Source organism: Brevibacillus sp. 1238, assembly GCF_029892995.1.
Lineage (GTDB): Bacteria > Bacillota > Bacilli > Brevibacillales > Brevibacillaceae > Brevibacillus > Brevibacillus parabrevis.
Genome location: NZ_JARXWC010000013.1, coordinates 71,347 through 85,949 on the forward strand (window position 1 = coordinate 71,347; position 14,603 = coordinate 85,949).

12 protein-coding genes are annotated in these 14,603 nt (G+C 52.9%); 7 read left to right on the forward strand and 5 right to left on the reverse strand.

Annotation, left to right across the window (positions count from 1 at the left end; translation table 11 throughout):
* The first annotated feature begins 122 nt into the window (after positions 1–122).
* Positions 123–1,289, forward strand: coding sequence for a cation:proton antiporter (locus tag M2298_RS23095; protein ID WP_173599923.1), 1,167 nt, complete (start codon positions 123–125; stop codon positions 1,287–1,289).
* A 116-nt stretch (positions 1,290–1,405) separates the two neighbouring features.
* Positions 1,406–2,545, forward strand: a complete 1,140-nt coding sequence (locus M2298_RS23100; protein ID WP_217023182.1) for a glycerate kinase — start codon at positions 1,406–1,408, stop codon at positions 2,543–2,545.
* A gap of 186 nt (positions 2,546–2,731) precedes the next feature.
* Here M2298_RS23100 and rpmG read toward each other — a convergent pair whose 3' ends face one another.
* Together rpmG and M2298_RS23110 are read right to left on the reverse strand one after the other, a co-directional pair.
* Positions 2,732–2,881 (reverse strand): 50S ribosomal protein L33, encoded by a 150-nt coding sequence (gene rpmG, locus M2298_RS23105; protein ID WP_063229390.1) that lies wholly within the window; start codon positions 2,879–2,881, stop codon positions 2,732–2,734.
* Between the two features lie 22 nt (positions 2,882–2,903).
* The gene (locus tag M2298_RS23110) at positions 2,904–4,112 is read right to left on the reverse strand and encodes a GTP-binding protein (RefSeq protein WP_173599924.1); all 1,209 of its coding nucleotides are present in this window, start codon (positions 4,110–4,112) and stop codon (positions 2,904–2,906) included.
* 202 nt (positions 4,113–4,314) lie between these two features.
* Here M2298_RS23110 and M2298_RS23115 point away from each other — a divergent pair, with 202 nt between their 5' ends.
* On the forward strand, positions 4,315–5,076 hold the full coding sequence (locus M2298_RS23115) for a DUF3800 domain-containing protein (RefSeq protein WP_122966639.1): 762 nt from the start codon (positions 4,315–4,317) through the stop codon (positions 5,074–5,076).
* 294 nt (positions 5,077–5,370) lie between these two features.
* Here the strand turns inward: M2298_RS23115 and M2298_RS23120 are convergent, their stop codons facing one another.
* Positions 5,371–6,321 (reverse strand): hypothetical protein, encoded by a 951-nt coding sequence (locus M2298_RS23120; RefSeq protein ID WP_173599925.1) that lies wholly within the window; start codon positions 6,319–6,321, stop codon positions 5,371–5,373.
* A gap of 225 nt (positions 6,322–6,546) precedes the next feature.
* Between M2298_RS23120 and M2298_RS23125 the strand changes: the two genes are divergently transcribed.
* The 3 genes from M2298_RS23125 to M2298_RS23135 all read left to right on the forward strand — a co-directional run bounded on the left by M2298_RS23125 (position 6,547) and on the right by M2298_RS23135 (position 10,120).
* The gene (locus M2298_RS23125) at positions 6,547–7,908 is read left to right on the forward strand and encodes a VCBS repeat-containing protein (protein ID WP_173599926.1); all 1,362 of its coding nucleotides are present in this window, start codon (positions 6,547–6,549) and stop codon (positions 7,906–7,908) included.
* A 78-nt stretch (positions 7,909–7,986) separates the two neighbouring features.
* A complete protein-coding gene (locus tag M2298_RS23130) occupies positions 7,987–8,697 on the forward strand; it encodes a response regulator transcription factor (RefSeq protein ID WP_173599927.1) in 711 nt (236 codons plus the stop codon).
* Entirely contained in the window at positions 8,684–10,120 is a 1,437-nt protein-coding gene (locus M2298_RS23135; protein WP_122966643.1) for an ATP-binding protein, read from the forward strand. Before M2298_RS23130 ends, M2298_RS23135 begins: the two co-directional genes overlap by 14 nt.
* A gap of 350 nt (positions 10,121–10,470) precedes the next feature.
* Here the strand turns inward: M2298_RS23135 and M2298_RS23140 are convergent, their stop codons facing one another.
* On the reverse strand, positions 10,471–11,886 hold the full coding sequence (locus tag M2298_RS23140) for an amidase (protein WP_280649140.1): 1,416 nt from the start codon (positions 11,884–11,886) through the stop codon (positions 10,471–10,473).
* Positions 11,879–12,067, reverse strand: a complete 189-nt coding sequence (locus M2298_RS23145) for a hypothetical protein (RefSeq protein WP_173599929.1) — start codon at positions 12,065–12,067, stop codon at positions 11,879–11,881. Before M2298_RS23145 ends, M2298_RS23140 begins: the two co-directional genes overlap by 8 nt.
* A gap of 209 nt (positions 12,068–12,276) precedes the next feature.
* On the opposite strand from M2298_RS23145, the gene M2298_RS23150 reads away from it, so the two are divergent.
* The gene (locus M2298_RS23150; RefSeq protein ID WP_173599930.1) at positions 12,277–14,595 is read left to right on the forward strand and encodes a transporter substrate-binding protein; all 2,319 of its coding nucleotides are present in this window, start codon (positions 12,277–12,279) and stop codon (positions 14,593–14,595) included.
* Positions 14,596–14,603 lie beyond the last annotated feature (8 nt).

Below are 14,603 nucleotides of genomic sequence, written 5' to 3' on the forward strand. Positions count from 1 at the left end.
TCGTTTATGGAGGAGCCTGTCATCATAGGGTTCTTTTTGTCTTTTTTTAGCTGACAAAAAGAAAAACCCCTTGATTACGGGCTCTTTTTGTTTTTTTTCAAAAAGATAAAGGGGGAAACCACATGCTTATTTTTCAGCTGGCTGTCATCTTGATCGCCTCCAAAATCGCCGGTGACATCAGTGTGCGCCTGGGACAGCCGTCCGTTTTGGGGAAGTTGCTCATCGGTATCGTTCTCGGCCCTACTGTTCTCGGGCTTGTCACTGACACGGAAATTTTGAAAGAAATCAGCCAGATCGGGGTCATTCTGCTCATGTTCATCGCGGGTTTGGAAACCGATATAGACGAGTTCAAGCGCACCGCCAAATCCTCCACCAGTGTAGGTGTGGCGGGCATCATCGCCCCTCTGGCTCTCGGGTATGTAGCCGGAATCACGATGGGACTATCCTCGATCGAATCGGTCTTTTTGGGACTCTTGCTCTCCGCGACCAGCGTGAGTATTTCCGTCCAAACGCTGAAAGAACTGGGCAAGCTAAAATCACGGGAAGGCGCGACCATCATGGGTGCTGCTGTGATTGACGACGTTCTTGTCATTTTGGCCCTCGCCTTTTTGATGAGCTTTGCGGGCGGCGACGTCAACCTGGGAATGGTCGTTTTGAAAAAGGTCGCGTTTTTCGCCGCCGTCATTCTCCTGTCGTGGAAAGTGGTTCCATGGGTTCTGCGTAAATTCGCGCCTTTGCAAGTAACCGAATCCGTCATTTCCGCTGCCCTGATTATTTGTTTCCTGTTTGCCTACTTTGCCGAGTATACAGGTGTGGCCGCGATCATCGGCTCCTATATCGCTGGTGTGGCAATCAGCCTGACCACGTACAAGCAAGAAGTCACGCACAAGGTGGAAACGATCAGCTACGCGGTATTCGTTCCGGTCTTTTTCACCTCGATCGGGGTAACTGCGCAGTTTTCCGGTATTGTGGAAAATCTGTGGCTGATCGTCATCCTGAGTGTCATCGCCATTGTCTCCAAGCTCGTTGGCGGTGCCCTTGGCGCAAAAATGACCGGGTTCCCCTGGAAAAATTCAATGGCAATCGGAGCGGCCATGGTATCGCGGGGCGAAGTGGCGCTGATTATCGCCGCCATCGGGTTGGAAAACAATCTGCTGACAGACGATATGTTTGCCGTCTTGATCGTCGTTGTTCTTTTGACGACGATTGTTACCCCGCCGATGATGAAGTGGTTTTTTGCCGACAAGGACGGACAGGAAGAAAAGCTGTTGATGAAAAAGAATGCGTAACCACAAAAAACAGGCTGCTCCGCGTCACGCGACGCCGGGGCAGCTTTTTTCATCGGCAGACGTTTCTTTAACGAGTCGTTTCGGCTTATCATGAAGAAAAAAGGAGGGTGTCCCGCATGAAAGTCGTCATCGCTCCCGATTCTTTCAAAGGAAGTCTCACGGCCAAGCAAGCAGGTGAAGCGATTCGCGCAGGGGTACAACGCGCCTGCCCCCAAGCCGAAGTTGTCGTCTCGCCCATGGCAGACGGCGGCGAAGGAACCATGCAGTGCCTCGTTGATGCCACCAATGGCAAAGTTTTGACTGCGCAGGCCATGGACCCGCTCGGACGCACGATTGCAGCCCAGTTCGGCATTCTTGGCGACGGCGTGACCTGCGTCATCGAGCTTGCCTCAGCATCTGGTCTGTATCTCATCGCCAAAGACGAACGCAATCCGCTGCTCACTACTACATACGGCTTCGGCCAGCTGATTTTGGCGGGACTCGATCACGGGTGCCGACGCTTTATTCTCGGACTCGGCGGCAGCGCGACTAACGATGGCGGTGCCGGAATGCTGCAAGCGTTGGGCTACAGGCTGCTCGATGCAAACAATCAGCCGCTTGCTTTTGGCGGCGGCGAGCTTTCGCGGCTGTCGCATATCGACGACAGCGACAAAGACAAACGGCTGGATGCGTGCCAATTTGTCATCGCCTGCGATGTCGACAATCCGTTTGTCGGTCCAAACGGTGCTTCCCGCGTATTTGGCCCGCAAAAAGGCGCCACCCCGCAAATGGTTCTCGCACTGGACGAGCATTTGCGGCATTTTGCCGACGTGATCAAACAAACGACTGGCACCGCCATTCACGACTTGCCCGGGACAGGAGCGGCAGGCGGCGTGGCAGGGGCGCTTTTGGCTTTTCTCGGCGGCAAGCTGCAATCCGGGATTCAGATCGTCATGGAAACGACCCGGCTCGCTCTCGCCATGGACGGAGCCGATCTCGTCATCAGCGGAGAAGGCCAGGTCGATTTTCAAACAGCGCAAGGCAAGACACCATGGGGCGTAGCACAGCTCGCGCAGCAATGCGGCATTCCTGTCATCGTGCTGGCAGGCTCTGTCGGGGAAGGCATAGAAGCTTTGTACGAAAAAGGCGTTACCGCTGTCATCGGAATCACCAACAAGCCGATGACGCTGGATGAAGCCATGCAGAATGGCGCTTCCCTGTTGAAACAAGCCGCTGAGCAAGTCATGCGCGTCTACGCCTTGGGCAAAAACGGCTGAAACCGTCCGGCCCGTGGCTGGTTCACACTGTTTGCAACTTCCTTCCATCCTTCAGCAAAAAAGCCCTCCCTCGCCTGCGAAGGATCGGTCCGGAACTGACCTGATTTTCGCAGCATGAGAAAGGGCTTTTTTTCATGAAATGGGATGTGGCCGCTTGCGGTCAACAAACGGTCATGACCGCTTTGTTTACTTCGTCTCCCGGTGCAGCGTATGGCGTTTCAGGCGAGGCGAATATTTTTTCAGCTCCAGCCGCTCTGGATGCGTTCTTTTGTTTTTGGTCGTGATGTAGTTCCGATCTCCTGTTTCCGTACACTGCAAAGTAATGTTTACGCGCATGTGACGCTCCTCCTTTATCCTTTTACATCGACATCTCTACGACGGTGCTGGCTGTAGGCAACGGATCAGGGAGCATGCCCCAGTCCGACTCGTATTCCTCGTCCGTCAAGAGACAGGCATCGAGTTGCTCTGTCACCGCTGTCTGATCCAGCCCAATGCCGATGAACACCACCTCTGTCATCCTGTCGCCGTGATTCGGGTCCCAATTGTGCTGCCAATCCGTCTCTTCTGCAAGCACCGCCTGCTGTTCCTCTGGCGGCAGCGCTGCCGTCCAGTACCCGGCTGTTCCCACTTCAATGGACGGCCCTGCCTGACTGAGCGTCATCGCCAGATCATTTCGCGTTGCCAGCCAGAAAAAACCTTTGGCTCGCACGACCTCTTCCGGCCATTGCGCAAGCCATTCGCCAAATCGTTCCGGGTGAAAAGGTCGGCGCGCGCGGTAGACAAATGAAGAAATCCCGTACTCGTCAGTCTCCGGGGTGTGCTCCTCTTTTTGCAGCTCCGCAATCCAGCCCGCCGATTGGCTGGCAGCTTCGAAATCAAACAAGCCTGTATTCAAAATCTCGTGTGGATCGACCTGACCGCGTACGGAGCGAATCAAGCGCGCCTTTGGCTGCAATTTTCTCAGCACAGCTTCCAACTGCTCCAAATCCTCGGGAGCTACGCGATCGCACTTGTTCAAGATCAGCACGTCGCAAAACTCAATCTGATCCACCAGCAAATCGACCACTTCTCGCGTATCGTCCTCGCCCACAGCCTGATCCCTGTCCAACAAGCTTTCCCCCGAGGAAAAGTCATGCCAGAAACGGTAGGCATCCACCACTGTCACCATCGTGTCCAACCGGGTCAACAGCGACAAATTAATCCCGTTCTCCTCATCAACATATGTGAACGTTTGCGCGACCGGAACAGGCTCGCCGATCCCTGTCGATTCGATCAGTATGTAGTCATACCGTCCTTCGAGCGCCAACCGCTCCACTTCTGTCAGCAAATCTTCCCGCAAAGTGCAGCAAATGCAGCCGTTCGACATCTCCACGACCTTTTCATCTACGCGGGAAATGCCTCCCCCTTGCGCTACCAAAGCTCCATCCATATTCACTTCGCTAAGGTCGTTGACAATGATGGCGACGCGCAATCCGTCCCGGTTGTTCAAAACGTGATTGAGCAATGTCGTCTTCCCTGCTCCCAAGTAGCCGCTCAACACTGTTACCGGGATTCTTGTATCGTTCATCAGTTGCTCTCCTTTGTCTGTTTGTTTAACAAAACGTAATCATTACGATTTATGAATCATACTAAACCAACTGAAGTCGTCATGTCAACACAAAACGAAATAATTACGATTTAACGAACTCACCACGGTCCAAAACACGTCCTCTTTCTGTTCCTTTATTTGGTATAATCGAACTATGTCGCAGTCGAAAGTAGGAGCAAATGTGACTTTATACGGGTTTTACACGGATGAGTCAGGAAACAACGGCTTCAACGATATGAAAAACCAGCCGGTACTCTGCTATGCAGGCGTACTTGTTCCGATCCATCACCAAATCCACTTGCACCGTGAAGTGCAGAAAATAAAAGACAACCTGGAAAAAGATATAAAAGCAGCCATCCACGGGATACCCGCCGAGCAATTTCCGCACATCGATTTCTTCAAAAAGTTCGAGATACACGGAAAAGCGTTTATTGATGGCGAAAATTTTTACTATAATTTGTCAGATGCACAACGCTTCCGGGTCGTTGATGAATTGCTGTCTCTGGTGAAAGCTGCCGAGGTAAAAGTGGTGGCGGCCCTTGTCAACAAGCCGCTTTATCAGGCCAAGGCAAAAGAGACGAATCATAACCGGATGCACCTTCATGCGTATACGGAACTCGTGAAGTGCCTCTCAAACGAGATGAGTCATTCCGATTCTTACGCCTTCATCATCTGTGACGACGGCAAGCCTAGCGAACTCAACCATTTTCGTGACGCCTTGCGAAACCCGGCAAATCGCCGGGTGTACCCGGACCTTCAAATCAAATTGTCGCATGATACAAACGCAAACCTGATCCAGCTTGCCGACATGATCAACTTCATCACTTCCGTTTATTTTCGGGCGATCTACGGCTTTCCTCCGCGCAAACGGCACCAGGAGACCCTCTTCGCTCTTTACACCAGGCACCTGAAATCCAAGATCATCACATGGGAGTATAAATAAAAAGAGGAGAACGCACCCAACGTGCGAACTCCTCTTTTCGGTCGTACACAACGTGCGACCTGTTCCTACCCTATCCACAATCCGGCGCTTTTATGCCCAAAACAAATTAAGACACTCTGTTCATAGATCAAAAACTGAGCTACGCACAGAATGCCTTAATTTCATGTGGATTTAGTCGTACACAACGTGCGAGCAAATCCCTCGATTTCTATTGTATGCCTGGTTCCTTTTTTTGTCAAGGCTCATGAACAAGCAAGGAGAAGAGGATTTGCTCTTCTCCTTGCGCCAGTCGCTTTAGCGCAGTCTTTTCATCGCAACAGCTTCTCCATGCACGCCCATTACCGGCTGGTATACAGTGCGATTGTTCAACTGATCCTGCTCCACAACCGGACGAGGACGGTTCTCTTTCCAGGTGATCTGACTGTACACATTGCCTGCAGCCGTAGGCATGGTAACCAAAATGTCCTTCACCTGATCCTGATTGCCATCCGCGATCGCCAATTTTGGCAGCAATCCTTGATCGCGTTTGCCCACGGGGATGATCGTCTGTTGATGATCTTTTCCTTCCCGCACGACCAGCCGCAAATTTTTCGCTGTCTGGTTCATGGAGAAGCCCATTTTGTCTCCGATCAAAAGAATCTGGTCTTTTACCCCATCGCCCGTTACATCGGCATACTTGGTATCCAGTACATATGTACTGTCGCCCCGCATGCTAAAACCGCTATTAATCGAGACTTCCTGCGATGGCAAGTTGTCTTCGTCCGCTTTTTCCACCGTCAGTGACAGCAGTTGCGGCTTGTTGTCAACGACATTCCACACGCTGGTCGCCACTGCAACATAATCCTCGTTGTTGAATCCCCACATAATCTGTTTGCCCATCCAGCGCAGGTTGCCTTTGGCGTCGCGGAAAGGCACGAGTTCAACCAGCTTTTGCGTAAACCCGTCCATCGTCCTCAACAGCTTTCCGTCCGCTTGATAAATCCCTTTGTCCATATACTTCGTCTTGTTCGCGGACAAATCAATTGTCGTGACCGCTTTTGTGCGCAAGTTGGTCACCTTCGCCTGAAATCCAGCGGTAAACTGAACGGAAAACGGGATATCTTGCCCAGGCTGGAGCAGGACTACCGGAGCATATGCCTGCGTCTGGAAAGTGCTCGCATGAACCGGATCGGCTCCCACTCCTGATGCGATGAGAATCGCGCCGCTACATGCGATCGCTGCCATTGCCTTTTGCCATCGTTTCATAATTGTTCTCCTCCTCTGTAAATGGGCATGCTATTTCTTGCCAGATTATTACACCCGTGTATTTCCTTCCCTCTATACATCTCTAACGAGGGGGACAGGGTAAATGTTGCTAGTAAATAATTCCTAAGTTTTCTTGCTCGTTTTTACCGATTTGCAACAACTTTACAGAAGCGGCAAGCTACAATAGAGTCAAATGTGAAGCAGCTACAGAAAGGAACAATCACAATGAAAAAGGCTTGGCTCTTGTCTGCGGCATTCTGCGCTGCCTTGTTGAGCGGTTGCGGCCTGACAGATACTCCAAATGAATTGATGCGCGCCCCTTCGGCTGACGGCGACCAGAAATCGATCAATCAGGCCGTCATGCAATTTTTGCCTGCCGGTTCTCAACTGGCGGTCCCGCTGCACCCTGCGGAAGCAAGCGCTGTCTCCCTGCAAGACTTGAACGGAGACGGGGCTCCCGAGGTTGTCGCGTTTTACAAGTCAGATAAAACCGACTACGAGATCGGCGTGCTGGTGCTGACCCAAAAGCAGGGAAACTGGCAAAAGCTGACTTCTTTTACCGGGATCGGCAATGAGCTGGACTACGTTTCGTTCAACGACCTGACTGGCGACCATATCCCGGAGATGCTGATAGGACTGGGCGGCGGTGACGGCTTGAACAAAGAACTGTCCGTCTTTTCGATCGCCGATGACAAGACCCGGGAACTGATGAAGCAGTCGTATTCGGTAATGGCGGTTGGCGACCTGAACGGAGATCAACAACCCGAGCTTGCCCTGGTCATGCACGATCACACCAACTTCACCTCCAAAGCAGAGCTGTTCGGCGCAAAAGACGGGAAAATTACCAAACTGACTGAGATCGCGCTCGACGGCTACGTAAACGGATACGAACAGGCGATTATCGGCAAAGCATCGCCTACGCGCAATGCGCTGTTTATCGAATCGGGTGTCGGCGCACATTCCTCTGCCACCGACCTGCTGCTCTGGGAAAATGGCGAGCTGCGCAATCCGCTGGCTAAAGTAGAGGGAGAAATGGATTTGACCTTCAAGGCTTATTCTTTGTACAGTGAGGATATTAACGGGGATGGAATTATTGAGGTCGGCACGATGATTCAGCCGCTTGGGACGGAAGATATGGCGATGGCCGAAATTCCTTGGATCTCCTCCTACTTTCAATGGGATGGAAAAACGGGGCTGAAACACGTGGAGGATCACTACCAGAACTTTGCCCAGGGCATCGATCTGAAAATTCCCGATAAATGGCGGGACAAATACTCACTCGCGACCCTCCCCAGCTCCAATTCGTTCACGATGCGCTTTTTCTACTACGGAGAAAACGGGAAAAATAAAGCCGAGCTTTTGACTCTCCAAAGCGTTCCGCAAACCGAGTGGAGCAAATTCGAGAACGGACTCAAGCAGAAGCAAGTTCCTTACGTCCTGCTGAAAGAAGAGGGCAAGCAAGTTTTGATCGCGATTCTGCCGCAAGCAGCACCTAACCTCGGCAAGTCTGCCATGCAGGAGTACCGTGCCATGCAGCTCACTGCCGACGAAATACGCCAGCTCTACAAGCCTTTATCCATTCCGTGATAAAGGCCAGCGCTGTTTACCCGTCCATCGTCCATGGATAGCTGAAAAAGTCGAAATCAGATCAAGGGGATTTGCCTTATGAAGGTTTTATTGCTGGAAGATGAAAAATCGATCCGCGATTTTGTGCGCATCAATCTGAAACGCGAAGGCTGGGAAGTCATCGAGGCAACCACCGGAGAAGAAGCACTGGAGATCGCAGACGCCAATACCGATATCGAGATTGCCATTCTCGACGTCATGCTGCCTGGCATCGACGGCTTTGAAGTATGCGGGCATCTGCGCAAAAAATATCCGCGGCTGGGCATCATCATGCTCACCGCCAAAAGTCAGGAGCTGGACAAAGTAATGGGGCTGGAGTTCGGCGCCGACGACTATGTGTCCAAGCCGTTCAGTCCCGCAGAGCTGTTGGCTCGCGTCAAGGCGCTGCACCGCAGGCTCGCTCCTGTTCCCGCAGCTGTTGAAGACAAAAACGTCATTGATATTGCCCCGTTCACCTTGCTGCTCGATGAGCGGAAGCTGACGAAAAAGGACCAGGAAATTGTCCTGACCCCGAAAGAGTTCGCGATTATCAAGCTGTTGGCCGAGAACGCGAACAAAGCAATCAGCCGCGATGAGATTTTGACCAACGTCTGGGGCCAGTTTTTCGTCGGCGACTTGAAGATCGTCGACGTGAACATGCGGAGAATCCGGCAAAAAATTGAGGATGATCCTGCTCACCCGACTTTCCTGGAAACGGTTTGGGGATACGGGTACCTGTGGCGAAAGGATGCTCCTCATGAAAGGAATTAAAAGCAGGCTTGTCCTCTACTTCGGCATGATCCTGCTTTTGATTGTGTTGTTGCTGGAAGGCCTGTTTTATTGGGCTGTCCACACTTACTACTTCGGGACAGCGACCGAAGCATTGGAAACACGCAGCACGACATTCACCAATTTTATCAACAAATACGCTACCGGCTACCGCCTAAAGGATAAAGCTCGTTATATTTTGGAGAACATATCCAGTCAAGAGTATGCCAAAATCGAGGTTCTCGACCTGAATGGCAAAGTCATCCTCAACTCTTACGGGTTCCAGACAGGAGAGCTGATCCAGACTTCCGACGTCACAGATGCCATTCGCGGGCAAAAAGGACTGTTTGTCGGCAGAAGCCCGCAATCCCGCGAGCGGGTAATTGCCATCTCCAATCCGCTTACCTTTGCTTCTGAATACGTCGGCGTGCTGCGCTACACGATCTCCGCCGAGCCTTTATATCAGGCGGTTAATCGCATTGCCCTCTACGGGCTGAGTGTTGGGGCGGGCGTAGTTTTGCTGGCTTTTGCTCTCAGCCTGCTCATGGCAAAACGAATCGTCGACCCGATCGAAGAGCTGACCAACGCCGCGAAGCAAATGGCCGAGGGCAATTTCACCGCCCGCGCCCCCAAACGCTACGATGACGAGGTAGGAACGCTCGCCGATACATTCAACTACATGGCAGCGGAGATCGGCAAAAACGAGAAGCTGAAAAACGACTTTATCTCCTCCGTCTCCCACGAGCTGCGCACGCCGCTCACTTCGATAAAGGGCTGGGGGGAAACGCTCATTTCTGGCGGCTTGGAGGAGCCGGAGGAAACGATGCTCGGCCTTGAAGTCATCTCCAAGGAAACGGATCGGCTCATCGGCCTGGTAGAAGAACTGCTCGACTTTTCCAAGTTTCAGTCCGGCGAGATGAAGCTTTCCCGCGAACGGATGGACTTGCGCGAGATTTTGGACGATATGCATGTGCAATTCGCCATCCGCTCTCAGGAGAAGCAAATCGATTTTCAACTCGACCTGCCCGCTTCTCCGCTGATCGTCATGGGCGATCCAAACAGGTTGAAGCAAGTGTTTGTCAATCTGCTGGACAACGCCTTCAAATTCACGCCAAAAGGCGGCACGATATGCGTAGCGGCAACGGCCTCGGAAGACAGGCTGACGGTCACCGTAACGGATAGCGGAGAGGGCATCCATCCGAACGATTTGCCGCATGTCACGGAAAAGTTTTTCAAAGGCACCTCCAAGCTGTCTGGAAGCGGCCTGGGGCTTGCGATCTGCAAGGAGATCATTCAACTCCACACAGGTCGATTCCTGGTCAGCAGCGAGCAAGGGCGCGGCACTTCCATCATGGTTGATTTGCCTCTGGCCCCTCCCCTTGCCGGACTTGCCGGAAGCGCGTCGACGGTGGAACGAACGGAGTGAAAACGGCAATCGCTTACTTCCTCGACGTACACACCCGGCACGGAGGTTTTGCCTCGCCGATCGGTTTTGATTCTACCTGCAATTGTACTCTCGCTTCCCAAAAGCTGTCCGAACAGCGCAGCCTGCTTGAATGCGAAGGTTGCGCAGCAAAAAGCTGTCCGATATCGCCAGGCACATGCATCGCTAATAAAACACGTGTTTATACCATACAAAAAGGCAGCGCTGTCCCATGACTTTTTCCTGTCCGGGACAGCCGCTGCCTTTTTCCTTGCTTGCCTTGGCACATGCACATGCGCTGCCTGTTCCGCTCGTTCCCTGTGCCATTTTTCCTTGGTGTTTACAGTTACACGCTACACTCGCACCAGCTCCGGTTTTTTGCCTTGCAACGGATTCGTCTGCTCCACCGCGTAGCCCACATTCAGCACCAGCCCTTCTTGCAGAGCTGGCCCAATGATTTGCAAGCCTACCGGCATTCCGCTCTTCAGCCCACACGGAACCGTCAAAGCGGGCAGTCCGGTGAGATTGCTCGGCCCGGTAAAGCGAATGATCTGATTGATCAAGTCGACCTGCTCACCATTCAAGTCAGCGAACGCCTCTCCGATATTAGGCGCAATAATCGGCAAAGTCGGGGCGATGATCACATTCACCTTTTCAAAAGCCTTGCGGAAGTCGCGCTTGATTTGGCGGCGAAGCTGCTGCGCCTGCAAGTATTCGACCGCAGACGGAAGCTCTCCCAGCTCAAACAACAGGCGGATATCGCTGCCAAAGTCGTCCGGCCGCTTCAGCAAATTGCGATGATGGATGGTAGCGGCCTCTGACAAAATCGTAATCATCTCTGCGTACTCCGCGTAGGCAAGTGCCGGAATCTCGACCACCTCCACTCTGGCGCCTTGATCTGCGAGTGCCTGGATCGCCTTCCTCACCAGCCGCTCCACTTCCGTATCCACCTGCTTGAAGAAATAGTCCTCGTTCACCCCGATCACCAGCTTGCTCACATCGCCAGTCAGCTCAGCCATGTATGTAGCAACAGGCGCATTTACAGATGTCGGATCGTTTGGATCGTAGCCTGCAATGATTTCCAGCAAGCCTGCCGCATCCTTCACTGTTTTCGTCATCGGGCCGATATGGTCAAGCGACCAGGAGAGCGGAAAGCAGCCGTATTTGCTTACCCTGCCGTGCGTCGGCTTCAACCCGACAATCCCGCAAGCAGAAGACGGAATGCGAATGGAGCCAGCCGTATCCGTGCCAAGCGAAGCGACGCACATATCCGCTGCCACTGCTGCTCCCGAGCCGCCGCTTGAACCGCCTGGGATTTTATCCGGGTTCCACGGGTTCCGGCACGCGCCGTAATGCGGATTGTTGTTCGTAATCCCCCACGCGTATTCATGCATGTTCAGCTTTCCGGTAAAGACAGCCCCGGCTTCCCGCAGCTTGGCAATAATCGTCGCATCGTAATCCGGAACAAAATGCTGATGAATTTTCGATGCCATCGTCGTCACTTCATTTTGAAAGTACAAGTTGTCCTTGATCCCCATTGGAATCCCGTGATACATCCCGCGATACCCGCCGGAAGCAATCTCCGCATCTGCTTTTGCGGCCGCTTTCTCAGCCGCTTCTCTCGTAATGGACAAATACGCATTGATCGTCGGATTCAACGCTTCGGCGTGATCCAAAACAGCCCTCGTCAGTTCCAGCGAGGAGACATCCCGCTTTTCCAGCAGGCCAGCCAGCTCTTCTGCCGACTTGCCGATCAACTCTTTACTCAAAATGGTCACCCCCCGGGATATTTCGCAATGCGATATCGTGATCATCCAGCAAAGCCGCTTCTGTCTCTTGCTTCAAACTGACGATCCCCCGCCATCTCATCTCCAGTTCATCGAGATGCTCCTTGGGCACCCTCACGCCTTTTGTTTCCAGACTATCGAGAATGAACAATTTCAAAGCCATTCCCCTCCTTCCTTTTGCGCTTTTCTTATCGCAACTCTTATGCCAATCAAAAACAGAGGCAGGACAAGCATTTGCCGCGAAGAATCTGTTTCATTAACAGACTTCCACGCGTAATTTTCTGATTTTTCTATACAAAACTCGCGGCAAACACGCTCTTTCTCATTTTGAGACTGGTTTTCGCAAATCAAGACATGAAACGAGGGGATATTGTGCGCATCCAAATCGGCTTGCTTTTTTCCTTGACGGGAACTACCTCGCTCACCGAAAAAGGGCAATGCGATGCTGCCAGGTTCGCCATCGAGGAATACAATCGCGCTTCCTGCCAAGTCGAAGCTGTCATAGCGGATATTGGCTCCGATCCGCGAAAAGGGGCACAAGCAGCGGAAAAGCTGGCCCGGCAAGGAGTTCGCATCTTCGTAGGCTGCTACACGTCGACCTGCCGCCAAGCCATCCTCCCTGTGCTGGAAGCATACCATTGCCTGCTTGTTTATCCGACGTTATACGAGGGGAAGGAGTGCCACCCAAACGTCATCTACACCGGGGAGCTGCCGAACCAGCAAATTCATACGCTGCTGGACTATATGACCAGCCATTACGGCAAGCGCGTCTACTGCATCGGCACTGATTACTACTATCCGCGCGAAACGCATCGGCAGGTGCATTCCTTTTTGGCGCAACGCAATGGCATGGTTGTAAAAGAGCATTACGTGCCGTTCGGACACCAGCATTTTCACGATGTCTTGTCCGATATCGCCGAAGAACAGCCGGATGCCGTCTTTTCCACGCTGGTCGGGAAAAGCATCGCGCCCTTTTACCGGGATTTTCACCGCATGGCGGCTCCGCGAAAAAAGATTCCCATTTTCAGTCCGATCACAAAAGAGACGGAACTGGCTGCAATCGGCACGCCATACCGCGCGGGTCATTACAGCTCCGCCAGCTATTTTCAGTCGCTGCCTGGCGAGGACAACAAAGCGTTCATCGCTACTTTCCAGCGGTTTCTCGGGGAAAAGCGCCCGATTTCCTCTGTCATGTACAACACGTACCTGGGAACCAAGCTCATCCTGGAAAGCTTGCTGGACACAAAAAGCATTAGCCACCGGGACATTGTGAAGCAGATCAAGGGCCGCACATTCCCGACCGTATGCGGCCCGATGGCGCTGGACACCTCTGATCGCCATCTGTCCAGACCCGTCAAAATCGGCAAATCGCTCCCCAACGGACAATTCGAGATCGTGTGGGATTCCAAGCGCAGCATCTCGCCTGCTCCCTTCCTGACAGATACGAAGCTTCCTGGCGCTTTGCCTGAAACGGTCTTGAACGGTTGGAGCCGAATCAGCGACGAAGCGCTTATCGTGGCCACCACGGACGGCTTGATCGTCTACATGAGCGAGCAGGCATCTGCTTTGACGCAGCTCTCCCCTGGTCAAACGGTGGCAAAAAACAACTGGGCTGACCTCTCTTCCCGCTATGAGGTGACATGCTCCGAGCAAGCGCCTTATCTTTTTTACTTGTTGAAAGCGAAAGCAAGCGCAACACCCACCGTTCAGCTTGCCAGTCCTGCCGCTTCCTTTGGCCGCGTGCGAACATCCCATCCCGGCTACCAAGCGGAGCTGAATGTCGCTCGTCTGGCGGCGGAATCGCAAGCCAATGTGCTTATTTTGGGCGAAACGGGAACAGGCAAGGAAGTTTTGGCCGAAGCGATTCACCGGGAAAGCGAGCGCCGCCACGGTCCTTTTCTTGCGATAAACGCTGCCTCGCTGCCGCGGGATTTGATCGCCAGCGAGCTGTTCGGGTTTGTCGACGGGGCATTTACAGGAGCAAAAAAGGGCGGGGCGATCGGCAAATTTGAGGCGGCCAACAACGGAACGATTTTTCTCGACGAAATTGGCGACATGCCGCTTGACTTGCAGGCTGTCCTGCTTCGCGTCATCGAATCGAGAAAGATCGTCCGCCTTGGCGATACAAAGGAACGAGCCATAAACGTCCGCATCATCGCCGCCACCAACCGCAATCTGCTGCAAGCCGTGGCGAATGGCGATACGTTCCGGGCCGATTTGTTTTACCGTTTGAACGTGCTGTCCATCACCATTCCGCCGCTGCGCGAGCGCAGCGAAGATATCCGGCAGCTCGCCCAGCAATTCCTGCACGACTTGTGTGCCCTTTACGGCAACGGGCCACATCTCATCGAAAAGGCAGCCTGGAATGCCCTCTTAGGCTACCAGTGGCCGGGAAATGTACGCGAGCTGCGCAATGTCGTGGAACGGGCTTTTTTGTTAGCCAAAAGAGCAGGCGAACCGATTCGCCCGGAACACTTGCCCAGCCAGATTCGCGAAGATGTTCCCCTCCCGTCCGCTTCTCCTTTTTCCTTGAAAAAGCTGGAGCAAAAAGTGATCGAAGAAGCCCTGCAAAAATCGCCCAACGTGGAAGCGGCCGCGCAAATGCTCGGTATCGCCCGCAGCACCTTGTATCGAAAAATAAAAGAAAGCACAAAAAAACTGCCGGAAAATCCGGCAGCCTGGGAACGCTAAAGTAAACA